Below are 23,901 nucleotides of genomic sequence, written 5' to 3'. Positions count from 1 at the left end.
CGCTGCTCTACGCTTCATGAACCCATTTCTTAACCGCAGTTGCTAACTCATCTGGGTTAAACTTAGCGATAAAATCATCGGCACCTACCTTCTCAACCATGGCTTGGTTAAATACACCACTGAGAGATGTGTGTAAAATAATGTGCAAAGGTGCCATTCGCGGATCTGCTTTTAATTCAGCAGTCAAGGTGTAGCCATCCATCTCAGGCATTTCTACGTCAGAAATTAATAATGCAACTCGTTCAGTAATAACGTTTTGACAATCTTGATCGGCAATTTCTTTCAGTCTGATAAGTGCTTCACGGCCATTTTTTGCAACTTCCGTTTGCACACCTAATGGTTCCAATGCCCTTTTCACTTGATTACGCGCAACGGTCGAATCATCAGCAATAAAGACAATTCGCTCACCGAGATCTTTTTGCATTTCGCCGTCAGAAAGAAGGTCAGCACTTACTTCTGTATTTACAGGACAAATTTCATTAAGGATTTTTTCAACGTCGAGAATTTCAACCAATTCTTTTTCGATTTCGGTCACTGCGGTTAAATAAGAATAGCGGCCAGAACCAGAAGGCGGTGGCATAATCGATTCCCAGTTGATATTGACAATACGCTCAACCGAGTCAACTAAGAAACCCTGCACTGAACGGTTATATTCAGTGATAATGATAAAGCAATCTTTGGTGTTTTGAATGCCTGGACCACCGATAGCCAAAGATAAGTCGATAACTGAAATAGTTTGCCCACGAATATGTGCAACGCCTTTAACAAAATGATTAGATTTAGGCATTGCAGTTAAGTTAGGACACTGTAAAACCTCTCGTACTTTAAACACGTTTATACCAAAGCGCTGTCTGCCTTTTAATTTAAACAGTAATAGCTCTAATCTGTTTTGGCCTACGAGCTGCGTTCGTTGGTTAACCGAATCTAAAATGCCTGCCATTTCAATCTCCTAACTTGAAGCAATGAAAAGGTATGCTTCTTGCTTCTTTGTTATTGTACTACCGTATAACGACCTCTGTGCCATAATTTTGACACTACTTAGTTATACCTTGTTTTACCCATAAAGCATAGTCGAAACATTATGAGTTTGTTTAAAAAAAACCTGTATTTATTCATTTTAATACAAATTACATCTCTTGCTATGACTTCACTCAAAGCTAAAGAGTATAATAAATTAGAGTTGCAGCAACTTGCGATTGACTTTGTCTCTCAACAAAGAGACAAAATGAATGCTCAACAAACTAATTCAGAGCTTTCAATCACAGCCTTACCGCTAGATTCACGCATTAAATCACGTTCTTGCAAAACGCCATTACAACTTAGCGCTGCAAATCCACTTAATAATAATCGGCAATCTACTATAAAAATTAAGTGTTTAGATCAAAATAGTTGGCAAGTTTTCGTGCATACACGCCAACAAGAGTTAATTGAAGTAATTACTGCAGCTAAAGGAATTAGCAAAGGTCAAAAAATTACAGCCAAACATTTAACAACTAAAAAGGTTGCCAAACACCTTACTCGCTCAAATCAATTTAAATCCAAAGAGTTTTTGATTGGTGGCCGCTCAAAGCGTAATGTTCGCGCGGGTCAATCTATCAACTACAATTACATTTGTAACGTGTGCAAAGGTGATAAAGTGACGATTCTTGCAAGTTTTAAGGGCATGACAATAAAAACACAAGGAGAGGCACTCGAAGATGGCAGAGTTGGTGACAATATTGCCATCCGAAATGTTAAATCTGGAAAAAAGATTCAGGCCCAAGTAACCAATGCACTTCAAGTTGAAGTAAACATTTAACGCTGTACTAAAAGATGAAATTCAGGTTAAATAACAAGTTAGAAATTTTTAAAAATTATCTACTTTTTTACTAAAGGTTGTACCTTAAATGCCGATAACTAGGATGAGAAATCTTAGTAGAGAGAATTGTCATGGTTAATCAAATAAATCAGGGTTCAAACAGCCAGGCTAATGTCAGGCTTGAGAATACCAAACAGCAAGCAACTGACTCAGCAAAACAAGTGCAAGTAAATACTGCGACAGCTAAAGCAACAAGTGATTCTGTAAGCATTACACCTCAGGCTCAACAGCTTAAAAAGCTAAATGAAAAAGCTGAGCAATCTTCTGGTATTGACCACAAGAAAGTGAATGAGCTTAAAAAAGCCATTGCAAATGGTGAATACAAAATTGATGCTGAAAAGCTTGCTGAAAACATCAACAAATTAGAATTTAAACTTTTTGGTCGATAAACAATGAGCTTAGAACAGATATTATCGCAACAACTCGATGAGCTAAATAACATGTCTCAGCTTTTAGAAAAAGAGCTAGATGCTATTGTCTCACGCGATCATGAAAATCTAATATCTGTTGTAGAAAGCAAAGTTGAATCACTTCGTTCAATTCAACAGCGCGATCAACATATCGCTAAGCTTTTTGACCAAGGAGACACTGATATCTCATCTTTTAAAGATGAAATCAGTCAAATTAATCAGCTACTTGCTGATTGTAAAAAGCAAAACGATGTAAACCAGGTGGCAGCAAACCAAAGTCAACTAGCGTCACAAAAATTAAAAGACATTTTATTTGGCAAGAATCAATCTGGATACGATAAAACGGGTAAATCAATCTCTCTACCTAACCCGATCGCCAGAGGGTTGAAGGCGTAATAGTTTTGAAAAAGTGACTCATGCTAAAAGTAAGTCACTTTTTTTACGCTTCTCGGTCTAGTTTGACCTACATACAGATCGTGCACCAGCTTCATATCCAGCTCAACTTCTGTAGCATAAGTATCACCAACCGCATAACTTTTAACAACCTTAGCCCCTCTTACAACCCCTTGAACTCGTACCTTTAACGAGTCGTTGTTTGCAACCATGCCTTGTACACTTGTTTGCGCGTCAACTTTTTGTCCATACACTTGTTCAGCCAGTTCGCGATATGCCTCTAACTTAGATGCTTTCATCGCCATAATCGCCTTCTGCTGTTCGGTACTGCCGGGCTGCAAACTAATTGGAGCATAGCCAACTGCATATAATACCGGGAAATTTTCTGGCGTTTGATACTCATACTCAACATGTTTATCAAACATTTGGCTACAACCACCCAATAATATACACCCTGCAATAACGGTTGTTTGAAAAAAAGAATGTGACATATCACTCACCATAGAAAAATAATCTATGTTATTAAAAGCAATTTTTGAGCCAGTCTAAGCTTGGTATAGAAATTGAATAAACAAGGTATCATTAAAATGAGAGAGTAAAACCATGCGCTTAATCGCACTGATGATGTTTGCAAGCTTTTCAAGTCAAGCAGTTTGGTACGAATCAACTGGTGAAGCCAAAATAAGAAACGGCAACATTGAACAAGCAAGATTAATGGCCACTGAAGATGCAATCCAACAAGCATTACTCTTCTCTGGTGCGCAAGTTTCAAGTTTACAACAAGTGGTAAACGGTATTTGGCAAGCACCAACAACACAAATTTACTCACATGGCGCGATTAATCAAATTGAAGTAATTGATGAACTGCAATCTTCTGACACATTATCTATTTCAGTGAGAATTGATATTCTTGATGACAGTGAAACTTGTCAAAACTCATCATTAAAGAAAAATATTGCTATTACACGCGCTGGTTTTAAGTTTCCAGAACAAGCAACTTATGGACAAATATTTGAACTTCCAAAAGCTTACAGTGACAAATTGATAACCCATTTATCTCAATTCAATCATTTATTTAATACAAAATCTGATATTAATCGCAAGCTAAATACAAAGTCATTATTCACCGCACACCATGATGCGAATACCAGTAAATTAATTCAACAAATTGCCGACCAAAATAACAGTCAATTTGTGTGGGTGTCTCAGATTGATGATGTTTCATTAGGTGAGCAACAAAACTCATCGTTATCTTTTTGGCAAAATAAAGCATTTGAGCGCTTCTTTACCTTAAACACAGCCTTGTATAACGGACTGACTGGCGAGTTAATAACGCAAAAGCACTATGACACTTTTGCAACGTGGCAAACAAAAAAGTCAGCTCGAATCGATGTGAATAGCGAAAGATTTTGGACCATGCCTTATGGCCAAGCTATTACAGACATCAACTTAAAGTTAGGACAAGATTTAGCAAGTGATTTAGCGTGTACCCCCGCACAAGCACGAATTTTAAGCATCGACCATGACACAATCATCATTAGTCTTGGCTCTGAAAACAACTTGGTTAAAGGTCAAAAGTTACATGTCGCATTGCGCAAAGGGTTTAATCAGAAGCAATTGATCATAAATACTGATTATCAGCTTCGAGTTACACAAGTTAATCAAAATACTGCGATTGCCAAAGTCATTGGTGATAAATTACTAGCAAATGTGCAATTGGGTGATTTGGTTACACTCGCTAGTTTTTAACGCGTGTATGAAGAATCATCTTACTCAGTGGATGCAAAACTACCAACAACGTAAACAGTTATATTAACGGTATCAAACTGAGTTTAAATGCACTCACTTTAAGAGCCATTAAATAGTAATTGAACATTTGATCAACCTACCCGGCTTTAAAGTAATTACCTACTTTTTTGCACACTAATATCCAGTAGTAACTACCAATAAAAGTAAAATGATGAAAGTAAACCATAGCGTTTAAGGTTTTTTAGAGTTGAGTCTTGGCGTTCCCGGCAGGAGTTGAACCTGCGACCCTTCGCTTAGGAGGCGAATGCTCTATCCAACTGAGCTACGGGAACTTTAAAGATTAAAAATTGGACGCCCGGAATGAAAGTTACGTTTAAGTTCTGAATTAGCTCAAACAAGTTCTTTTTATTATTTAGTTATCAAATGCAACACTGTATGGAATAACGTATTTTGCGCTCGCTAGGATACTCTGGTTTTCTAAACTAGTAATCCTCGAGTTTATAACAACGCCATTTTCTTTATACAATAATGTCCCACTTAAAACAGCATTAATATGCCCTTTGGTATTTAATTGTAAAACATCCCTTGAATAACTGTAATCTCCGCCACTATCAATGCGCATCATGGGCATAACTTTATGATCAACAACATTCAGACCAAACGCTTGTATTTCCGTAAGCATCGATTCTGCTAACTGATTACCAAGTCGACTTGCGGTTTGCAATGAACCGTCTAAGTCAACAAATGAAGACACCGCTAACCTAACTGCATCTGGCTCAGCATTTAGATTCTCTATTAGCTTCATAGCCAACTGTTCAACATATTCATCTAATAAATAATCATTAATTGGATAAATACGATAAGAAGGGTGATAAATTTCGACTTCGCTCACCACAGGTGCTTCTACAGGGGGAGTTTGTTGAGTATTACTGATGCAGCCGGAAAGAAAAGCTGCAGTCAAAATGCACAAATATTTCATAGCGGCCTCATTACCCTTTTCGAAGCGGGATACCATCATTACTTTTTGTATTCTGCAATGACTTAATTGCGTAATCAGGAACAAGCCCTTGAGCTGAAGCAACTACAGCCTTTGACTTTATACCAATTATTCTGGCGTTAACCAGATACCCTTTTTGATGCTTTGTTAAGGTACCCGATAAAACGTAATCAATTGGGAGATCTGCTCTAAGTTCCATATAATCTCGGCTAAAAATAAAATCACCCTCTTCGCTTATTCTGAAAAAATCTGTGGTTTTATAATCTAAGACTGGCAATCCAAATTTATGAATTTCGTGCACAAAACTCTCTGCTATTTGATTCCCCACTAACGTTGTTTTTTGCAGGTCGCTATCCAATAAAACGAAGCTCATTACTGCTATAGGTGTCTTTTGGTTAACGTATTTAATATTATCTGCCAGTTGATGCATCAAACCACGAACATAGTGATTAATATTTTTTATTTCTTTCACCGAGCCTTTATTAGCCATGAAGGATTCAGCACTATAAGCTTGAAATCGGCTATCAATTTGCATTGCCGTTTTGTCCGTCGCTGCAACGGTTTCCTTAGGAGCGTCAAAAATTGAACAACCAACAACTAAAGAAGCCATTGATACGAGGCTAACTGTTTTTAAAAATGAAACTTTCATTAATAGGTGCTCCTATAAAGCTTTCCATTTCTGAGTAATACTTTATTTTTTTGCCAATTAAGGTTCGCTGGAAATATCTCAGTTGCAGCTGAAACAACACGTTTATCAGCTAAATCGATCAACCGTGCATTCACAATAAATCCATTCTCAACTTGACTGATTGTTCCTGTTAAAAAATAATTGATGGCTAATTTATTTGCTAAATCACTCTGCTTTCGAGAAAGCATAATATCTTGGTTATCGGCAATATTAATGTGTTCTGAAGCTTTAAATTCAATAACACTCGCACCGACTTGAGTGTAGAGTGTTTGCAAACTTGATTGAACTTGATTACCGAGTGTGACTAATTGATAATTTTGCTGATCGATTAAATCACCTTCCGGTAAAAAAGATCCTACAGCAATTCGATTATCAGCGTTTAGCTTTGGCATTGTGTCAAACATCGAGACAGCGAGTTGTTTCGCAAAGCTATGAAGATTTCGCTCTGATACGGTCGTTTTATTGAAAACCTTCGCCTCTGATGATTGGGTATACATGGGCTCTCCCGCGCAACCAGCAAGCAACACTGTTAATAAAACGATAAATACTGGCTGTTTCATTTCATCCGCCTCAAATATGCTTTAATGCTAAAAACCAAGCAAAAAAAATGCCACTTTGAAGTGGCATTTTCTTTTTATTCAATAACGTTAACTAAAGCAGCGTTTTGATATGGGCTTTTAGTTCGCCCTTTAAATCATCTCTGCGTAGCGCGTATTCTATATTAGCTTTCATATAGCCTGATTTCGAGCCGCAATCATGGCTTTTGCCTTTCATATAATAGGCATCAACTTGTTGCTCTTTCATTAACATAGCGATTGCATCAGTCAGCTGAATTTCATTGCCTGCACCTAGCGGTGTTTGTTTCAATAAAGGCCAAATTGACTTATCCAGTACATAACGCCCTACAACCGCTAAATTAGAAGGAGCATCTTCACGGTTTGGCTTTTCCACAATATTTTTGATTGCTGTACTACCGCCGGGTAAAAGATCATTGCCATTGATATTCACAATACCGAACTTATCGACATCCTCATCTGCCACTTTTTCAACCATAATTTGGCTATTTCCGGTTTCATTAAAACGCGACAGCATATCCGCCAAATTATCTTTGCTTAGATTACAGCTGGCATTGTCCAAAATTACATCAGGTAATACTACAGCAAAAGGCGCATCTCCCACGATAGGTCTTGCACATTCAACAGCATGACCCAACCCTTTAGCTTCACCCTGACGAACATGAATAATGGTGACATCTTTCGGACAGATTGCTTGTACTTCTTCAAGTAGTTGACGTTTTACACGACGCTCTAACGTTGCTTCAAGTTCAAAACTGGTATCAAAATGGTTTTCTATTGAATTTTTACTTGAATGGGTAACTAATACAATTTCTTTAATACCAGCAGCCGCAACTTCTTCAACAATATATTGAATCAATGGCCTATCAACAATCGGCAGCATTTCTTTCGGTATTGCTTTTGTTGCTGGCAACATACGGGTTCCTAAGCCAGCTACAGGAATAACAGCTTTCATGGTTTAATTTTCCTTATTATATTACACGGCAAATGGATACTTTATTGCCTCATGATATTGATAACCTTCCACTTTAAAATCATCGGTCGTTACCCAAGTTTCAATATCTTCCAATGTTTTAATCTCAGGGTTAATGATAAGTTTAGGTGACTCAAAAGGCTCACGCTTTAACTGTACATCGCGCATTAATTCGAGTTGATTTTCATAAATGTGTGCGTTCACAATTTTATGATATGCCTTCCCCGGTTTTAGGCCGCAAATTTGCGCCATTAATGCAAGCAATACAAAACACTGAATTTGGTTAAAGTTAAGGCCAAGCGGCACATCGCAGCTACGCTGGTAAGATGTTAAATAAAGCGTATCGCCCAAAAGTGAAAAGGTATGCGTATGCATACACGGACGTAAACACCCCATTTCAAACTCGCCAGGGTTATAAAAAGTGAGGATTTCGGCGCGATCATCGATGCCTTGTTTGAGGTTTTCAACAATCTTTTTAAGTTGATCAAGCGTCGTACCATCTGGCTTTTGCCATGAGCGCCCTTGTACCCCATAAACACGCCCCATATCATCCTCACCTTTACGATGAGGATTATTTAACCAAGCCGTATTTTCATTAGCATTGGCATTCCAGGTATTACAACCAATCGCTCTAAATTGCGCAGCATTATCATAACCACGTAAGTAACCCAGTAACTCTGCAATAGCAGCTTTGTAAAAACTTTTACGGGTGGTAATTAATGGAAACTTATTATTTGCCACATCATATTCTAAATCAGCATTCACAACAGTTAAGCAGCGAATTCCTGTGCGCTTATTTTCAACCCAGTGACCTTCATCAACAATGCGTTGACATAACTCTAAATACTGTTTCATGCATTACACTCTTTTTGTTGGCGCTTTGAAGCCCATAACATTAAACCAAGGCCGGCTAAAATCATTGGAAGTGATAGAATTTGTCCCTGCGAGATGATACCGCCATACAGACCAATATGCGCATCTGGCTCACGGAAGTATTCAACGATAAATCTGAAGAAACCATAACCAAATAAGAATAAGCCACCAATAACCCCTTCTGGGCGCGGTTTTCTATTTACAAACTGAATTATCGCAAAGAGTACAAGCCCTTCTAAAATTGCTTCATAAAGTTGCGATGGGTGACGCGCCACAGGGCCCCCTGTTGGAAATACCATAGCCCATGGCACATCAGACACCCTACCCCAGAGTTCGCCATTTATAAAGTTGCCTATACGACCAAAGAACAATCCTAAAGGCACCAGCGGTGCGACAAAATCTCCCACACCCAATAATGTTTTATTTTGTTTTTTGGCAAACCAAGCGATTGCTGAGACAACACCAATTACACCGCCATGGAAAGACATGCCACCTTCCCAAATTTTAAATAAATACAATGGATTTTCTAAAAAGTAGCTAAATTGGTAAAACAAGACGTAGCCAAAGCGTCCGCCTAAAATCACACCTAACATGCCATAAAATAACAAGTCACTGGTTTGCTCTTTTGTCCAGCCACTGTTAGGTTTACTGGCAGCACGCGATGCTAAATACGATGCAGTTACAAAAGCAATCAAATACATCATGCCGTACCAGTGTACTTTTATTGGTCCTAACTCAATAAATACTGGATCAATATTTGGAAAATCCACTTATTTCCACCTTTCCTTTTAACTACTTAACATTCTAATTGCAACAATTACTAATAGTGCCGCAAAAATTCGTTTTATTATTTTAACAGGTAAATATTGCACAGCTTTTGCGCCTAACTGAGCAAAAAGCGCTGACGTTAGCACTATGCCAATCAATGCAGGCAAATAAACATAGCCAATAAACCCTTCATTAATATCGTGGTATTGTAAGCCCAAACTAATGTAACCTACCACCCCAAACGTTGCGATTAAAATACCACTCAACGCGGCGCAGCCAATTGCTTTGCGCATGTCTAATTTAAAATAAGTTAAAAACGGCACCAATAATGCGCCGCCACCGATCCCAACCATACCAGAAATGGCGCCAATTACACTGGTGCCCAGTGTCAAAATACTGCCATGGGGCAATGCTGATTGTTCTTTTGGTTGGTGAGGCAAAATCATGCGAATTGCAATAAAGATGACACAGCTCGCAAAAATTAACTGTAAGGTATCATTGCTAATACCGGTCGCAATGACACCACTTAAAAGTGCGCCAACAGAAACGCCTACTAAAACCCAAGGCGCAATATGCCAAGGAATATTTTGATTGCGATGATGGGCAAAAGCAGAGCTAGAAGAAGTAAAGATAATGGACGCTAAGGAGGTTGCAATTGCCACTAGCATAGCTTGTTCATTTGGCACTAAATCAAGTGCTAATAATAAGTAACTGAGCACTGGTACAATTATTAACCCGCCTCCAATGCCGAGTAATCCAGCTAAAAAGCCAACTAGACAACCGAGTGCTAAACAGCTAAAAAAAACAATCGAAATATCAGACATGAATAACCTAAGTGTTAGTGGACTGAGCTAGTATACAAAATTTGGCTTAACTTGTGGTGAATAATGAATTCCCGTAATAGCCTGTGTACTTGTTTGGCATTTCTAGCCGCTAAACAGGTTTTTAGTAAGGCTTCCATATCACTTACATGTAAACGCCTTAAGACATATTTTACTTTATTAATTGCACTTGGGCTCATACTTAAATTACGATAGCCCATTGCTACTAATAATAATGCTCCTTCAGGGTCCGCTGCTAATTCGCCACACAAACTAAAAGGCAGTTCATAATCAAGACACTGAATGGCGATATCATTCAACACACGTAAAATTGCGGGATGATAACTGTCAAATAAATTAGCAACACGGGAGTTTGTTCTATCAACGGCAAGCATGTATTGTGTTAAGTCGTTGCTACCTACCGAACAAAAATCAACACTATTAGCCCACTCAGGCAGTAAATACACACTAGAAGGCACCTCAAGCATTATTCCTATTTCTGGCATATCGAGCGTACCGTGTGCTGGCACCCATTCTTCTTGTAATTCAAAAAATGCTTGTTGAATAAGCCGTTTTGCCGACTCAACCTCATTCACATCGGCCACCATTGGCAACATGATTTTTAGATTACCTAAGCCCATATTCGCTTTTAGCATTGCTTTGACTTGCTCTAAAAAGAGTTCTGGGTGATCTAAACTAATACGGATCCCACGCCAACCGAGAAATGGATTTTCTTCAGTAAAATTAAAGTAACTGAGAGATTTATCGCCGCCAATATCCAGTGTTCTCATGGTAACAGGTGCTGGATGATAGGCCGTTAATATGTCTCGGTACCACACTTCTTGCTCTGCCTGACTAGGGAAAGAGTCTTGTTGCATAAACCATGCTTCTGTGCGGTATAAACCGATACCATCAAGGTATTTCGCATTGATTAAGTCATTTGACACTTCAAGGCCGGTGTTGGCGTATAACTTAATCTCCTCACCGTCTAATGTAGCTGCTTCAAGATTATACTCTGCATCAAAAGTATCGTGTAAACGGGCGTCTTCACGCTGCAATCTCGAGTATTCATTAATCAATGCCTTACTTGGCGAAATATAAATTCGTCCGGCATACGCATCTAGAATCAATTCTTTGTCTGCGACATGTGAAATAGGTAAGCCAGAAAGGCCCCAAATAGCAGGAAGTCCCATAGCACGGGTGAGAATTGATGCATGGGAATTTGCCGCGCCACTAATACTCACAACACCTGCCAGCATCTCTCTGGGTATATCTGCAAGCATGGTTGGTGTAATCATGTCTGCGACTAAAATAATTGGAGAATCAAAGCTGTGCTTTTTTATTTCACTGTTTAGTAAATGGTGTAATACACGTAAGCCAATATCTTGAATATCAATGGCCCGTTCGCGTATGTAGGTATCTTGCATTGACATAAATTGCGCAACAAGGCCTTCAATTACGAGTTTTAAAGCGCTTTTCGCACACCAACCTTGGTTGATCTTATCCTCCACTTGATCTCCAAGGCTTTTTGCTTCAAGTAACTGCTCATAGACAGTAAAAACAGCCAAGGTTTCTTGCCCGAGATCTGAATCAAGCTGTGCGGCCATACGCCGAAACTCCTTGCGAGTGGTAATCACTGCATGGTGAAATAGCCTGATTTGCTCTGCAGGGGCATCGGATTTCATTAATTCTAACTGGCTAAAGTCTATACTGGGCGCGACGACATAAGCTTTGCCAAGGGCAATACCCGGCGCTGAGCTTAAGCCCTTTAAGCAGGTTGTTTTTTGTTCTGATTGATCAAACTCTAGCAGATGCTGAATTTCTGCATTGGCTAGCTGAGCCGCAAGTTGTGCTGACAAAGTAACTAAAAACGATTCTTCATCTTGGTTAAACACACGTGCCGCTATTTGCTGAACAACAATAACGCCTAATATTTTACCTTGATGAACAATTGGCACTGCTAAAAATGCATTAAAAATTTCTTCATCAACTTCTGGAGCAAGTTTAAAGCGAGGGTGAGATTTGGCAAACGCTAGGTTAATGGCTTCTTCACGTTGTGCAACAAGACCGACAAGGCCCTCGGTAAATCCAATTCTGAAATTACCAACCGCATCAGGGTTTAACCCTTCAGTAGCCATTAAAACAAACGAATCTTGTGCATAATCAGCGAAATAAACGGAGCAACAATCTGTTTTCATTGTGCTTTTAACACTTAAAACAAAACACTCTAATGCCGCTTTTAAACTAGTTTGTTGCGACACTTTCTGTGCAATTTCTCTCAATGCTGTAAGCACAATGACCTCATTAATTAGCGCCTATGCCGCCATTGTGAATCTTTTTTGTGAAATGGCATTGCGTGAGGAGCAAATTCTTTCATCACTCGGCGGTATACATCCCGTTTAAATGAAACAACTTGCCGTACAGGGTACCAATAACTTACCCATCGCCAATCATCAAACTCAGGATGATTTGTTTTTGATAAATCCACATCCTCATCTGGACAACGCAGTTTGAGTAAAAACCACTTCTGTTTCTGACCGATGCAAACCGGACTAGAATCTCGACGAATTAAACGTTTCGGCAGCTTATAACGTAACCAATGTTTGGAGCTTGCTATAATTTCAACATCTTCAGGCTTCAAACCGACTTCTTCATTTAATTCACGGTACATGGTTTGTTCGGCCGTTTCACCTTGATCAACACCACCTTGTGGAAATTGCCAAGAATGCTGACCATAGCGTCTTGCCCAAAAAACCTGTCCTTGGTTGTTACAAATAACTATTCCAACGTTGGCACGGAACCCTTCGGCATCTATCACCCGCATGTGCCTCTTTTAATTCTTAATATAGCTCGATTGTTCCATAATCCTTAGTTAACAGCAAATGAAAAACCAGCATATACTCAGCTTACCCACAAGTTGTGAATAAAATCATAAATATTCGCACATTTCTCAAACAAATCCACAATAGAGCTATAATTTAACGTAGTTCTCCACAGTTTCTGTGGATAACACTGTTCATATTTGTGTATTTAGTGCATAAATACATCATAATACTTTTACCTCCATAGATAACAAAAACAAAAACCCAATATATTTCAGCAACTTAAAACAATAAAACACTTGAAAAACACTCCCATTAAAAAGCAGTGCATTTTCTGTACAAGCCATTCAATTTTAAGGTTATTCAAACAGACTATATTTGATAAACTTAACTTTTACTTCACAATGCATTTTTATGAACAAGCCAAACGCCCCGAGAGATATTCCAGAGTTAATGATGCGAGTTAATGCTATTGCAGGATTAACACTTGGCGAAATTGCAACACAATATGCATTTAAAACACCTGACAACCTACTGAGAGAGAAAGGTTGGATTGGTCAACTGATTGAGTATGTACTAGGCGCAACTGCGGCATCAAAACCTGAACCTGATTTTCCACATCTAGGTGTTGAGCTTAAAACACTGCCTATTTCTTATACCGGAAAACCCTTAGAAACAACCTATGTGTCGATTACCCCCTTAACAAATCTTCATGGTGTGACCTGGCAAAACTCTGTCGTGAAAAAGAAGCTTTCTCACGTTTTATGGTTACCCATTCTATCAGAACGCGATCTTGCACCGACTGATCGCATTATTGGAAGTGGCTTTTTATGGCAGCCAAGTCAACAAGAGGAAGCATTATTAAAAAAAGATTGGGAGGAGCTCACTGAAATGATTGCGCTTGGTAATATTGAGCAATTGAATGGGCATTTTGGCCAAGTTCTACAGCTTCGCCCCAAAGCGGCAAACAGTAAAGCACTTACCCAAGCTATTGGTCCAAATGGCTGTGAAATTATGACATTGCCACGCGGTTACTACCTTAAAACAGAATTCACACGGCAAATTTTAGCCAAGCAGTTTAGTTAACTGTAACAGGAGTTTTAAAATATGCTTAACTGCACCTTTCCCAAACATCTCGTGCAAAAAAGTAATATCAAATGCAATAAAACCCTGCAGATACAGGGTTTCTTATCCGTAAACCTAAAATAAATGAGAAGTGACTTTCAATATATGCAGCTTATATACGTTTAACTTCTCATTACGAGCTTAGTCCTAAAACTTCAGCATTCGAACATAATTGCCACGGTAAAAAACTAGCTCTAACTCCCCATCGTTATCCACATCATAACTAGTAAGCTGAAACCCATACGGTAGAACATCTTTTACTTTTAACCTAGTTAAAAGTTCAAAGTTATTTGTTGTGTCGTTTTGCCCATAAATATATATATGCTCTTTGTCGTCATTTGAAAATGGAGAGTATAAATATTCGGTAGACTTACGATTAGAAAGTTTAGCAACTATACTTGTTCGCGCCCCCATACCTGGGAAAAAGCCAGCCCTATTAAAGTAATTGGCCTCAAGAGTGTTGTCAGGCAGAGTAGAGTTATAATTGCGACCACCCACCAAACCTGAATAAATAGCATCCTTAATAGAGTCACCATTGATGTCTATTAAATGTTCTAGGCTATAAGTCCAACTATCCAGCAGTAAATAATCTCCGTAGAAGGATGTAGGTATAATACCATTCCCCTCTGCTCGCCCCTTAACCCAATAAGTCACACCATCATAACTATATTCACTAGTGTGATAAGAGTCATCCAATACAAGATCTACAATACCATCACCGTCAACATCTGTTACATCTTTGAGAGTATAACTAGCTAACGCTCTACGCTCAGATAAACTTCCTAAAAACTTTCTGTTTTGTCGTGTATAATCTTGATGGTAACTTATTTTTCCCGCATTTTTAAGTTCACCAATGCTGCCATCCTCTCGGGACAATGCAACCTGTATGAGGCCGTTTTCAATATCAATCTGATCACCAATACCATCATTATTAATATCAAAGATAGTAGATTTCGCCAAGTCAGTTAGTATTTCATCTACAGTATCAGAAGGTAATACAACTACAGAAAACGCTGTATCTTTAATAATATCTAGTTCTTGTTCAATTATCTGTTTATTGCCGTTTGATAGGGTAACCGTCGCCTTAACGACTACGGGCTCGTCAGAATATTGCGTCGGAATAATCGTTAGCTCTTCACTCTTACTCTCAATAATAGTAAACGGAACACCAGATATTTGCTCCCATTTTGTTTCTACAATTCCTATATTATCTGGAGCATTTACTAGTTTAAGGTAAACAGTTCCCTGCTCATGTAAATAATAATACTCAGGCCAAGGGTTCAACACTATTTGCTCAACTAATGTATTGCTATAATTAAACACTTTTGATAAAGAATTAGATTGACCAAATCTATCCGTAGCTATCATTACTAACTCGAATGTTTCTAATGAATCAATATTAACTTTAAATTGGCTACCAGCAATTTGAGTAATTGTGGCTGACTCATCATCTGTATGCAACTCATAAGAAGCAATTTCATCTTCGTCTGTAAACGGCCAATCAATGTAAAACTCGTATGAATCATCAACTTTTATTGGTGTGATTTCATGAGGGTATACAACAGGCTTTGGACGGAGGTTAATATCAACATCAATATTTTGCTCAACTGAAAATTCTTCTCCTTTATCGTTATTTGCAACTAACGTAAAATTAAGTAACTCTTGTTCATAGACCTTAGGGAAGAGTACTTCATAAAAAGTAGGGGTGATTTGATTTATAATTGGTTCTAAATAAGTATCAAATGCGATCGAACTAGAAATTATTTCTTCACCTTGTTCTACGAGAGTGATTTCCAAAGGTTCACCGGCTTTAATTTTTTCGTTATATTGTACTACAAAAGAAAAAGGTCGCTCCGTTACAAAAACTTCAAATTGTGTATCAACTGAGCTCTTACCATCTGAAACTGTTAGTTTTACAATATAGTTTGTATTTTCTAAGACGTCTTCAGCTAACAACTCTACAGATTTCCCACTCCCAGATATAAGTAATCCATTAGGAACTTGCCAGTCAAAACTTAGAATATCCCCTTCCGCATCCTTAGCATCAACACTGATCTGTTTGCTCTCACCTTCTACAAGTGTAATATTATCAATAGCTAAAATTTCGGGTGCTTGATTTTTATCTTTGTCAGTCGAACAAGATATCAAAAACACCGATAAAAATAAGACAATATAGGATTTAACCACAATTCCATCTCCTTATGTTAAAAATACACTATGCTATTGATATTAAATTATTATTTCAATTATTTTCAGTTTACTTTGTTCAGAAAAACAAAAAACCGCTGCAAAACAGCGGTTTTTTCAGCTACAAATTAAGTGTCAATTACTGACCTTTAATTTCGCTACGGCCATTGTAAATCGCTTTTTCAGCTAGCTTCTCTTCGATGCGAAGAAGTTGGTTGTACTTAGCAACACGGTCAGAACGACACAGTGAACCAGTCTTAATTTGACCTGCCGCAGTACCTACCGCTAAATCAGCAATTGTTGCATCTTCAGTTTCACCTGAACGGTGCGAGATAACCGCTGTAAAGCCAGCGTCATGCGCCATTTGAATTGCTTCAAGTGTTTCTGTAAGTGAGCCAATTTGGTTGAACTTGATTAAGATTGAGTTACCAATCTTTTCATCAATACCACGCTTTAAGATCTTAGTATTGGTTACGAATAAATCGTCACCAACTAGCTGTACTTTGTCGCCGATCTTATCGGTTAGTACTTTCCAACCTGCCCAGTCGCTTTCGTCTAAGCCGTCTTCAATTGACACAATTGGGTAACGTGCAGAAAGATCCGCTAGGAAGTCAGCAAAACCTTCTGAATCGAATACTTTACCTTCACCTTTCAGGTCATACTTACCATCTGTGTAGAATTCAGATGAAGCACAATCTAGTGCAAGTGTTACATCTTCATTCATCTTGTAGCCAGCAGCTTCAACCGCTTCAACGATTACAGCAAGCGCTTCTTCGTTAGATGATAAGTTAGGTGCAAAACCACCTTCATCACCAACAGCCGTGTTTAGGCCACGTGCACTAAGTACTTTCTTCAGGCTGTGGAAGATTTCTGCACCCATGCGAAGTGCTTCTTTAAAGTTAGGTGCGCCTACTGGCTGAACCATAAACTCTTGAATGTCTACGTTGTTATCCGCGTGCTCACCACCGTTGATGATGTTCATCATAGGTACTGGCATTGAGAATTTACCCGGCGTACCGTTTAATTCTGCAATGTGCTCGAATAACTCTTGGCCTTTGTCTTGTGCTGCTGCTTTAGCGTTTGCTAATGAAACAGCTAGAATCGCGTTCGCGCCCAGTTTTTCTTTGTTTTCTGTGCCATCAAGATCAATCATGATGCCATCAATGTCTTTTTGCTGGTGAGAGTTTTTGCCGATTAAAGCGTCAGCGATTGGACCATTGATGAAATTCACCGCATTTAAAACACCTTTACCTAAGTAACGGCTCTTGTCACCATCACGAAGTTCTAATGCTTCGCGGGTACCCGTTGATGCGCCAGATGGTGCACATGCACGACCCCAAATGCCGTTTGCTAAATGTACTTCAGCTTCAACAGTTGGGTTACCACGTGAATCCATTACTTCACGACCAATGACTTTTACGATTTCAGACATCTTATATCCTCTTTCCCATAAAGGTTGTTGTGCTAAGCCTGTGAAGGGTTCAAAATCACAGGCAGTTAAAATAAAAAAGCCGCGACACAAGTCACGGCTTAATAATTAATTTTCGTCTTTTTGTTGCGCGTATGCTGCACCCACGAAGCCTTCGAATAAACGGTGGCCATCACGAGGTCCTGAGGTAAACTCAGGGTGGAACTGAGCCGCTACAAACCACGGGTGGTTTGGATGCTCAATCATTTCAACTAGCTTTTTATCTTCTGATAAGCCAGAGAACACCAAGCCTGCTTTCTCAAGTTGCTCAACATAGTGATTGTTCACTTCATATCTGTGGCGGTGACGTTCGAAAATTTCTGCTGCGCCATATACTTCACGCGCTTTCGTACCTTCAACTAAGTGACACTTTTGCGAACCTAAACGCATTGTACCGCCAAGATCAGACTCTTCAGAGCGCTGCTCAACGTTACCTTCTTTGTCTAACCACTCAGTAATTAAACCAATTACTTTGTGCTCAGCGTCAGCGTCAAACTCTGATGAGTTAGCACCTTCAAGACCTGCAACATTTCGTGCAAACTCAATTAAAGCAACCTGCATACCTAAACAAATACCTAAGTATGGTACTTTGTTTTCACGAGCGTATTGTGCCGTTAAAATTTTACCTTCAACACCACGACCACCGAAACCACCTGGTACTAAAATACCGTCAAGGTCTGCCAGTATCTCAACACCTTTTGTTTCAACATCCTGTGAATCAACATACTTGATATTTACCGTTACACGGTTTTTAAGGCCTGCGTGCTTTAATGCTTCGTTTACTGATTTATAGGCATCTGGTAGTTCGATATACTTACCGACCATACCAATTGTCACTTCACCTGTTGGGTTTGACTCTTGATAAAGTACTTGTTCCCACTCAGAAAGATCCGCTTCTGGCGGCTCAATGTAAAAGCGACGACAAACTAGTTCGTCTAAACCTTGCGATTTAAGAAGCGCAGGGATTTTATAAATACTGTCTACATCTTTTAATGAGATTACGGCTTTTTCTTCTACGTTTGTAAATAACGCAATCTTTGCTCGTTCATTTGCAGGAATTTGGCGATCTGAACGACAAATAAGAATGTCAGGCTGAATACCAATTGAACGTAACTCTTTTACAGAGTGTTGTGTTGGTTTTGTTTTTACTTCACCCGCAGCACCTAAGAACGGCACTAATGTAAGGTGCATGTAAAGTGCAGCTTCACGGCCAAGCTCAGTACCAAGTTGACGTAATGCTTCAAGGAAAGGCTGTGATTCAATATCACCTACCGTGCCGCCAACTTCAACGATAGCAACATCATAACCTTCTGCACCATCCAGTACGCGGCGCTTGATATCGTTAGTAATATGAGGAATAACTTGGATCGTCGCGCCAAGGAACTCACCACGACGCTCACGACGTAATACGTCTTCAAAAACACGACCTTGCGTAAAGTTATTACGTTTAGTCATTTTGGTGCGAATAAAACGCTCGTAGTGACCTAAATCTAGGTCAGTCTCAGCACCGTCTTCGGTAACAAATACTTCACCGTGCTGGATAGGGCTCATAGTGCCAGGATCAACATTAATGTAAGGATCAAGCTTTAGAATCGTTACGTTTAAACCGCGCGCTTCTAAAATTGCAGCCAGTGATGCTGCAGCAATACCTTTACCCAAGGAGGAAACGACCCCGCCTGTAACGAAGATAAATTTTGTATTCATGTGAACCCTAAGATGTCAGGAATTAATAGACAATATTGCCGTTAAAGGCAATCAACAAGACGGGAAAACATTATACTAAAAGTTGCCATTTTGCTCAAATGAAATTTACGCTTTCTCAAGCTTTTTAACACGCTGCCAAACCGCTTCCATTTCTTCAAGGCTTGCTTCTTTCATTGGTTTTGACTTGGTAATGGTTAATTCAACGGAATTAAAACGCCTTACAAACTTATTATTAGCGTTACGCAACACCTGCTCAGCGTTAAACCCTGAATGGCGAATTACATTGACTAAAGCAAACAGTAAATCGCCTAGCTCTTCAGCCAATTTTTCATCTGGTCCGTTTGATTCTAGCTCTTCACGAACTTCTTGAAACTCTTCTTCGACTTTATCAAGCGCCCCTTTAACTGATGGCCAATCAAAGCCAACACTGGCAACACGTTTTTGAATTTTCTGCGCACGCGTCAGTGCTGGTAAGCCATGAGGAATATCATCAAGAGTATTCGTTTTTGATTTTTGTTTACGCTCTGTAGCCTTTTGCTCTTCCCAATTCGCTTTTAGCTGTTCTTCAGAAAACACTTCTGAATTGGCAAATACATGCGGGTGACGGCGCACTAATTTATCGCAAATAGCCGCAACAATATCGTCAAAGTTAAATAGCTGCTGTTCTTTCCCAAGTTGCGCATAAAAGATAATTTGGAACAGTAAATCACCCAACTCATCTTTAAGCTCAAGCAAGTCCGCTCGTTCGATACAATCGGCTACTTCATAAGCCTCTTCAAGGGTGTGCGGCACAATTGAGGCAAAATCTTGCTGCAAGTCCCAAGGGCAACCACCGTCGGGATCACGTAATTTGCTCATTATATTAAGCAGAATTTCAATATTGTGGCTTTGGCTCATTAGGTTCTTACCGCTGAAAATACGCCGTCGACTTGCGATAGCTTAACTAACAATTTATTCATCTGCTCGATATTGTTGATTTCGATCTTCATTTCAAAAATTGCTGTTTGACGGGCATTATTAGTTTGCAGATTCATATTCAGCACATTGGTTTTCTCATTAGCAAGCACTGACGAGATATCACGCATCAACCCTTGGCGATCGTTTGCTTCAATGCGAATCGTTACTGCGTAGTGTTCACACACTTCATCGGCCCAGCTCACATCAATAAAACGCTCTGGAAATTGGCTTCGTAAATGTTCTAACTGCTCACAGTCACTTCGGTGCACCGCAATGCCACGCCCTTGAGTTATAAACCCTTGTACGCTATCGCCTGGCACCGGTTCACAACACTTGGCAACATGGCTTAATAAACTGCCTACACCATCAACAACAATACCGTTCTTATCACCTTTGCGCGGTTTTGCTGATTTACGGAATTTAGGTAACTCGTCATCTTGCGGCAGATGTTTATTTTGTAAAAAGTTAATTAGCTGGTTTATGCGCACATCCGCTGCACCAACCGCAACTTGTAAATCTTCTATTGAGTTCAAGTTAAAACGCGTTAATGCTGGTTTTAAATCTTTGGTTTGCAAGTTCAGCTTAGCAAGTTCCGCATCCAGAATTTCTTTACCAGCGGCAAGGTTTTTATCGCGGTCTTGTTGTTTAAACCAATGATGAATTTTAGAGCGCGCGCGTGAGGATTTGACATAGCCCAATGATGGGTTTAGCCAGTCTCGACTTGGGTTAGGTTCTTTCTGCGTAAGAATTTCAACTTGGTCGCCAGTGTGAAGCTCATGGGTAAACGGCACAATTTTGCCGAACACTTTTGCTCCAATACAGCGGTGTCCAACATTTGAGTGAATGTAATAAGCAAAATCAAGTGGTGTCGCGCCTTTTGGTAAGTCGAGAATATCACCGCGCGGCGTAAATACGTATACACGATCTTCAACTACTTGGTTTTTAAGCTCTTCAGCAAACTCTTCATCGTCAACAACTTCTTCTTGCCACTGTAGTAACTTTCTTAGCCAACTAATTTTTTGCTCGTAACCTGAGTTCTTACCCGGCAATGAACCTTCTTTATAAAGCCAGTGTGCGGCAACACCAAGCTCAGCATCTTGGTGCATTGCTTCGGTTCGAATTTGTATTTCAACAGTTTTGCCTTCTGGGCCAAACACTACAGTGTGAATAGATTGGTAGCCATTGGCTTTTGGCGTGGCAATGTAATCATCGAATTCTTTATTTAGATGACGCCAGTTAGTATGCACAATACCAAGTGCTGCATAGCAATCTTGCAATTCACTAACGACTACACGCATAGCGCGAATATCAAATAACTGATCAAACTCGTAATTTTTATTCTGCATCTTTTTATAGATGCTATAAATGTGTTTTGGTCGACCGTAGACTTCGGCTTCAATGCCTGACTCAGCAAGCTTGGCTTTTACCAATGCCACCATATTACTCATGTAACTTTCACGAGCGATGCGTTTATCATCGAGTAATTTAGCAATCTCTTTGTACTTTGCGGGGTGAAGGTAACGCAGTGAAAGGTCTTCTAGCTCCCACTTTAATTGGCCAATACCTAAGCGGTTCGCCAGTGGTGCAAAAATGTTGTCTGTTTCTTTGGCAGCAATTACCCGCTCTTCTTCTGAAGCGTTTTTTAGCTCGCGTAGTAAACACACTTGCTGTGCTAATTTAATCACCACCGCGCGCACATCTTCCACCATTGCCAATAGCATACGACGAATATTGTCGATTTGCGTGCTGCCTTTACCTTGGAAGCTAAGTGCACCAAGTGCCGCCATTTGTTCAACACCTTTTAACAGCTCAACGACCGATCTTGAAAAGTGTTTGCTTAAATGTTCTTTATCGAGCTTACCGTTTAAATAAAGCGGCGTTAAAAAAGCAGTTAACAAGGTCTCGGCATCCATATTAAGCTCTGCGAGAATTTCGACAATTTCTTTGCTAGCAGGCAAGCTGGTTTCAAATTCATCGTCTAATTTTTTTTGCTCGCAATATGCTAGGCAATAATCATAAGCTCGCTCAAGCTGCTGTTGCTTATCGTCGCTTAAGGCCAACATCTCTAACCAAGCTTGAAAGCTCTCTAGATTAGCAAGTAAGTGCGATTGCCTAATGGATACCATGTTTATTAATTCTCCTTTTCAAACAACGCCATCGTTTCAATATGGGACGTATTAGGAAACATATTCATTAATGAAATTTTACTCACCTTAAAACCGGCATTAATTAAAAGCTTGCTGTCACGTGCCATGGTTACAGGGTCACATGCAACGTAAAGTATACGAGAAAAACGCTTTAATTTAAGTTGAGTTAGAATATCAAACGCCCCCATACGCGATGGGTCTAGCAATAGTACCGAATACTCACGATTAAACCAGTCTTGCGACTTAATATTTTCAGTTAAATCCTGACAATAAAACTCGGCATTGGGCAATTGATTTTCTTTTGCATTTAGTTTTGCCAGTTCAATCGCAGAGGCAACACCTTCAACACCTACAACGTCTTTACACTGTGTCGCAAGTGGCAAGGTAAAATTACCAATGCCACAAAAGAGGTCTAACACTTTGTCCTCTCGTGTTAAGTTTAACCAGTTGAGTGCTTGATTAATCATTGCTTTATTGACGTCAGCATTTACTTGAATAAAGTTATCAAAACCAAAAAAGAGCTTTAGCTGATAATCATCAAGTAAGTAATACGGTGTCTCTTGACTATCAAATACACCTTTCTCACTGTTGAGTACCAACTGCCAATTATTTGCATGACAAACTTGCTGCAATTGAGCAACATCTTTGCTCTTTAGCGGTTTAGTGTGACGCACAATTAGATAGTCACCACTTTCGACAGAGCACAGTTGTAAATGCGAAATCGTATTACCTGCATTTAAGTCAAGTAGTAAGTTACGTATTTTGGTAAAGAGCGCTTGCCAAGGTCTAACGAGCACATCGCAGCTTTCAATATTAATGATTTTCTTTGATTGCTTTTGACGATAACCAACTAAGAATGTATCTTTTTTCTTGTCATAGATGACCGCAACCCTGCCGCTGCGACGATAGTGAGTAGGCTTGCTGCTTAATGGTAATTGCCATGGTAAGTCTGATACATTAGCAAACTTTTCAAACAATTTATCAACTGCAGCTTGTTTTTCAGTTATTTGCTGCTGTGTATCTAAGTGTTGTAATTGGCAACCACCACATGCTTGATAGTGTTGGCAAAAAGGTGTGACCCTAAACGGACTTTGCTCAATAACTTTAACCGTTTGATACTTTTCAAATTTACTTTTATTTGTAAGCTGTTTTGCTTGTACTGTTTCCCCACTGAGCGCACCTTCAACAAATACTACTTTGTTGTTTACACGCGTTACTCCGAGCCCCTCATGATTCATCGAATTTATGGTAAATGTTTGTTTCTCTGAAGTAAGTTGCTTTTTCTGTGGTTTAAAAAACCTTGCCACTATTATTAACCCTATAAATTGTTTGCCTAATACCGCTTTAGTCTTTACCCTTAACTCAAGTGTCATAATAATTCATTAT

22 protein-coding genes and 1 tRNA gene are annotated in these 23,901 nt (G+C 39.3%); 5 read left to right on the top strand and 18 right to left on the bottom strand.

Annotated elements, in window-relative coordinates:
• Window positions 1-7 precede the first annotated feature (7 nt).
• Entirely contained in the window at window positions 8-940 is a 933-nt protein-coding gene (locus OM33_RS07035; RefSeq protein WP_038640353.1) for a chemotaxis protein CheV, read from the bottom strand.
• Between the two features lie 141 nt (window positions 941-1,081).
• Here OM33_RS07035 and flgA point away from each other — a divergent pair, with 141 nt between their 5' ends.
• The 3 genes from flgA to flgN all read left to right on the top strand — a co-directional run bounded on the left by flgA (window position 1,082) and on the right by flgN (window position 2,664).
• Window positions 1,082-1,798, top strand: a complete 717-nt coding sequence (gene flgA / locus OM33_RS07030) for a flagellar basal body P-ring formation chaperone FlgA (protein ID WP_038640350.1) — start codon at window positions 1,082-1,084, stop codon at window positions 1,796-1,798.
• A 131-nt stretch (window positions 1,799-1,929) separates the two neighbouring features.
• Window positions 1,930-2,247 carry a flagellar biosynthesis anti-sigma factor FlgM gene (gene flgM / locus OM33_RS07025; protein ID WP_038640348.1) on the top strand — a complete coding sequence of 106 codons (318 nt, stop codon included), beginning with the start codon at window positions 1,930-1,932 and terminating at the stop codon, window positions 2,245-2,247.
• A gap of 3 nt (window positions 2,248-2,250) precedes the next feature.
• Window positions 2,251-2,664, top strand: a complete 414-nt coding sequence (gene flgN / locus OM33_RS07020; RefSeq protein WP_038640346.1) for a flagellar protein FlgN — start codon at window positions 2,251-2,253, stop codon at window positions 2,662-2,664.
• A gap of 23 nt (window positions 2,665-2,687) precedes the next feature.
• Here flgN and OM33_RS07015 read toward each other — a convergent pair whose 3' ends face one another.
• Window positions 2,688-3,152, bottom strand: a complete 465-nt coding sequence (locus OM33_RS07015; protein ID WP_081991025.1) for an LPP20 family lipoprotein — start codon at window positions 3,150-3,152, stop codon at window positions 2,688-2,690.
• A gap of 112 nt (window positions 3,153-3,264) precedes the next feature.
• On the opposite strand from OM33_RS07015, the gene OM33_RS07010 reads away from it, so the two are divergent.
• Window positions 3,265-4,410, top strand: coding sequence for a flagellar assembly protein T N-terminal domain-containing protein (locus OM33_RS07010; RefSeq protein WP_038640344.1), 1,146 nt, complete (start codon window positions 3,265-3,267; stop codon window positions 4,408-4,410).
• Between the two features lie 255 nt (window positions 4,411-4,665).
• Here OM33_RS07010 and OM33_RS07005 read toward each other — a convergent pair.
• The 10 genes from OM33_RS07005 to rppH form a co-directional block, all read right to left on the bottom strand.
• A tRNA-Arg gene (locus OM33_RS07005) sits at window positions 4,666-4,742 on the bottom strand.
• Between the two features lie 80 nt (window positions 4,743-4,822).
• Window positions 4,823-5,389 (bottom strand): FlgO family outer membrane protein, encoded by a 567-nt coding sequence (locus OM33_RS07000; RefSeq protein WP_052140928.1) that lies wholly within the window; start codon window positions 5,387-5,389, stop codon window positions 4,823-4,825.
• A 10-nt stretch (window positions 5,390-5,399) separates the two neighbouring features.
• Complete coding sequence (locus OM33_RS06995) at window positions 5,400-6,056, bottom strand: FlgO family outer membrane protein (RefSeq protein WP_038640342.1); 657 nt, start codon at window positions 6,054-6,056, stop codon at window positions 5,400-5,402.
• Window positions 6,056-6,655 carry a FlgO family outer membrane protein gene (locus tag OM33_RS06990; RefSeq protein ID WP_038640340.1) on the bottom strand — a complete coding sequence of 200 codons (600 nt, stop codon included), beginning with the start codon at window positions 6,653-6,655 and terminating at the stop codon, window positions 6,056-6,058. The genes OM33_RS06995 and OM33_RS06990 overlap by 1 nt, the downstream gene beginning before the upstream one ends.
• A 91-nt stretch (window positions 6,656-6,746) precedes the next feature.
• Window positions 6,747-7,625 (bottom strand): UTP--glucose-1-phosphate uridylyltransferase GalU, encoded by an 879-nt coding sequence (gene galU, locus OM33_RS06985; protein ID WP_038640338.1) that lies wholly within the window; start codon window positions 7,623-7,625, stop codon window positions 6,747-6,749.
• Window positions 7,626-7,646: 21 nt separating this feature from the next.
• On the bottom strand, window positions 7,647-8,498 hold the full coding sequence (locus OM33_RS06980) for a thymidylate synthase (protein ID WP_038640336.1): 852 nt from the start codon (window positions 8,496-8,498) through the stop codon (window positions 7,647-7,649).
• Window positions 8,495-9,286, bottom strand: a complete 792-nt coding sequence (lgt, locus tag OM33_RS06975) for a prolipoprotein diacylglyceryl transferase (RefSeq protein ID WP_038640334.1) — start codon at window positions 9,284-9,286, stop codon at window positions 8,495-8,497. Before lgt ends, OM33_RS06980 begins: the two co-directional genes overlap by 4 nt.
• 18 nt (window positions 9,287-9,304) lie before the next feature.
• Window positions 9,305-10,108, bottom strand: a complete 804-nt coding sequence (locus tag OM33_RS06970) for a sulfite exporter TauE/SafE family protein (protein WP_038640324.1) — start codon at window positions 10,106-10,108, stop codon at window positions 9,305-9,307.
• 14 nt (window positions 10,109-10,122) lie between these two features.
• A complete protein-coding gene (gene ptsP, locus OM33_RS06965; protein ID WP_038640323.1) occupies window positions 10,123-12,399 on the bottom strand; it encodes a phosphoenolpyruvate--protein phosphotransferase in 2,277 nt (758 codons plus the stop codon).
• A 14-nt stretch (window positions 12,400-12,413) separates the two neighbouring features.
• Window positions 12,414-12,923, bottom strand: a complete 510-nt coding sequence (rppH, locus tag OM33_RS06960) for an RNA pyrophosphohydrolase (protein ID WP_038643126.1) — start codon at window positions 12,921-12,923, stop codon at window positions 12,414-12,416.
• A gap of 418 nt (window positions 12,924-13,341) precedes the next feature.
• Between rppH and mutH the strand changes: the two genes are divergently transcribed.
• Window positions 13,342-14,013, top strand: coding sequence for a DNA mismatch repair endonuclease MutH (gene mutH / locus OM33_RS06955; protein WP_038640322.1), 672 nt, complete (start codon window positions 13,342-13,344; stop codon window positions 14,011-14,013).
• 186 nt (window positions 14,014-14,199) lie between these two features.
• Here the strand turns inward: mutH and OM33_RS06950 are convergent, their stop codons facing one another.
• From OM33_RS06950 to rlmD, 6 genes are all read right to left on the bottom strand, one after another.
• Window positions 14,200-16,239, bottom strand: coding sequence for a hypothetical protein (locus tag OM33_RS06950; RefSeq protein WP_038640321.1), 2,040 nt, complete (start codon window positions 16,237-16,239; stop codon window positions 14,200-14,202).
• A gap of 139 nt (window positions 16,240-16,378) precedes the next feature.
• Window positions 16,379-17,671 carry a phosphopyruvate hydratase gene (eno, locus tag OM33_RS06945; protein ID WP_038640320.1) on the bottom strand — a complete coding sequence of 431 codons (1,293 nt, stop codon included), beginning with the start codon at window positions 17,669-17,671 and terminating at the stop codon, window positions 16,379-16,381.
• A 105-nt stretch (window positions 17,672-17,776) separates the two neighbouring features.
• Window positions 17,777-19,411: a CTP synthase gene (locus OM33_RS06940; RefSeq protein ID WP_038640318.1), complete on the bottom strand. Its 1,635-nt coding sequence runs from the start codon at window positions 19,409-19,411 to the stop codon at window positions 17,777-17,779.
• Between the two features lie 105 nt (window positions 19,412-19,516).
• Window positions 19,517-20,308 (bottom strand): nucleoside triphosphate pyrophosphohydrolase, encoded by a 792-nt coding sequence (gene mazG, locus OM33_RS06935; RefSeq protein ID WP_038640316.1) that lies wholly within the window; start codon window positions 20,306-20,308, stop codon window positions 19,517-19,519.
• Window positions 20,308-22,494, bottom strand: a complete 2,187-nt coding sequence (gene relA, locus OM33_RS06930) for a GTP diphosphokinase (RefSeq protein WP_038640314.1) — start codon at window positions 22,492-22,494, stop codon at window positions 20,308-20,310. Before relA ends, mazG begins: the two co-directional genes overlap by 1 nt.
• Before the next feature lie 5 nt (window positions 22,495-22,499).
• Entirely contained in the window at window positions 22,500-23,888 is a 1,389-nt protein-coding gene (rlmD, locus tag OM33_RS06925; RefSeq protein WP_324607047.1) for a 23S rRNA (uracil(1939)-C(5))-methyltransferase RlmD, read from the bottom strand.
• Window positions 23,889-23,901 lie beyond the last annotated feature (13 nt).

The organism is Pseudoalteromonas piratica (assembly GCF_000788395.1).
Classification (GTDB): Bacteria; Pseudomonadota; Gammaproteobacteria; order Enterobacterales; family Alteromonadaceae; genus Pseudoalteromonas; species Pseudoalteromonas piratica.
Note: the sequence above shows the minus strand (reverse complement) of the source record. Positions and strands in the feature narration are given on the sequence as shown.

Bases quoted from the DNA above. Each gene is read 5' to 3' on its own strand.
- relA (WP_038640314.1), bottom strand. From the start codon at position 22,494: ATGGTATCCATTAGGCAATCGCACTTACTTGCTAATCTAGAGAGCTTT.
- flgN (WP_038640346.1), top strand. From the start codon at position 2,251: ATGAGCTTAGAACAGATATTATCGCAACAACTCGATGAGCTAAATAAC.
- OM33_RS07010 (WP_038640344.1), top strand. From the start codon at position 3,265: ATGCGCTTAATCGCACTGATGATGTTTGCAAGCTTTTCAAGTCAAGCA.
- rlmD (WP_324607047.1), bottom strand. From the start codon at position 23,888: ATGACACTTGAGTTAAGGGTAAAGACTAAAGCGGTATTAGGCAAACAA.
- OM33_RS07035 (WP_038640353.1), bottom strand. From the start codon at position 940: ATGGCAGGCATTTTAGATTCGGTTAACCAACGAACGCAGCTCGTAGGC.
- OM33_RS06995 (WP_038640342.1), bottom strand. From the start codon at position 6,056: ATGAAAGTTTCATTTTTAAAAACAGTTAGCCTCGTATCAATGGCTTCT.
- flgA (WP_038640350.1), top strand. From the start codon at position 1,082: ATGAGTTTGTTTAAAAAAAACCTGTATTTATTCATTTTAATACAAATT.
- OM33_RS06990 (WP_038640340.1), bottom strand. From the start codon at position 6,655: ATGAAACAGCCAGTATTTATCGTTTTATTAACAGTGTTGCTTGCTGGT.
- OM33_RS07000 (WP_052140928.1), bottom strand. From the start codon at position 5,389: ATGAAATATTTGTGCATTTTGACTGCAGCTTTTCTTTCCGGCTGCATC.
- OM33_RS06970 (WP_038640324.1), bottom strand. From the start codon at position 10,108: ATGTCTGATATTTCGATTGTTTTTTTTAGCTGTTTAGCACTCGGTTGT.
- mutH (WP_038640322.1), top strand. From the start codon at position 13,342: ATGAACAAGCCAAACGCCCCGAGAGATATTCCAGAGTTAATGATGCGA.
- OM33_RS06980 (WP_038640336.1), bottom strand. From the start codon at position 8,498: ATGAAACAGTATTTAGAGTTATGTCAACGCATTGTTGATGAAGGTCAC.
- mazG (WP_038640316.1), bottom strand. From the start codon at position 20,308: ATGAGCCAAAGCCACAATATTGAAATTCTGCTTAATATAATGAGCAAA.
- galU (WP_038640338.1), bottom strand. From the start codon at position 7,625: ATGAAAGCTGTTATTCCTGTAGCTGGCTTAGGAACCCGTATGTTGCCA.
- eno (WP_038640320.1), bottom strand. From the start codon at position 17,671: ATGTCTGAAATCGTAAAAGTCATTGGTCGTGAAGTAATGGATTCACGT.
- flgM (WP_038640348.1), top strand. From the start codon at position 1,930: ATGGTTAATCAAATAAATCAGGGTTCAAACAGCCAGGCTAATGTCAGG.
- OM33_RS07015 (WP_081991025.1), bottom strand. From the start codon at position 3,152: ATGTCACATTCTTTTTTTCAAACAACCGTTATTGCAGGGTGTATATTA.
- OM33_RS06940 (WP_038640318.1), bottom strand. From the start codon at position 19,411: ATGAATACAAAATTTATCTTCGTTACAGGCGGGGTCGTTTCCTCCTTG.